General features: G+C 68.4%; 1 pseudogene. It reads right to left on the bottom strand.

From position 1 onward, the window contains the following. Nucleotides 1-534, bottom strand: a pseudogene (locus tag JCM25156_RS20020) (leucyl aminopeptidase family protein); the annotation flags it as partial.

The raw sequence follows: 534 nt of genomic DNA, 5'->3' as shown, positions 1-534 counted from the left end.
CCCGGTCAGCGTCGCGGCGTCAACCAGCAGGTCGGGCTGGTGTTCGCAGGCGGCATGCAGCAGGTCGCACAGCACAAGCCGCCCCTCGGCATCGGTATTGCCGATCTCGACGGTCAGCCCGGAGCGGGTCACCACCACATCGGACGGGCGCATGGCCCGGCCGGATACGCTGTTTTCCACACAGCCAAGCCGCAGTTCCAGCCGCACCGGCAGGTCGCGCAGCACGATCAGCCGCGCAAGGGCAAGCATGATGGCCGCGCCCCCCATGTCCTTCTTCATCCGCAACATGGAGGACGCCGATTTGAGATCGTAACCACCGGTATCAAAACACACGCCCTTGCCCGCAAGGGAGATCAGCGGGGCGTCATCGGTGGCGGTGCTGCCGCGCCAGCGGGCTTCCACCACGCAGGGCGCGCGTTCGGACCCGCCGCCCACATGGAACAGGGTGGGAAAATCCTTTTCCAGCCGCGCCCCGCGAATGACCAGCACCTGCACATCCAGCGGCCCGAGCGCCGCCGCCGCCGCGACGGCCAG

The organism is Komagataeibacter kakiaceti JCM 25156, assembly GCF_000613305.1.
Note: the sequence above shows the minus strand (reverse complement) of the source record. Positions and strands in the feature narration are given on the sequence as shown.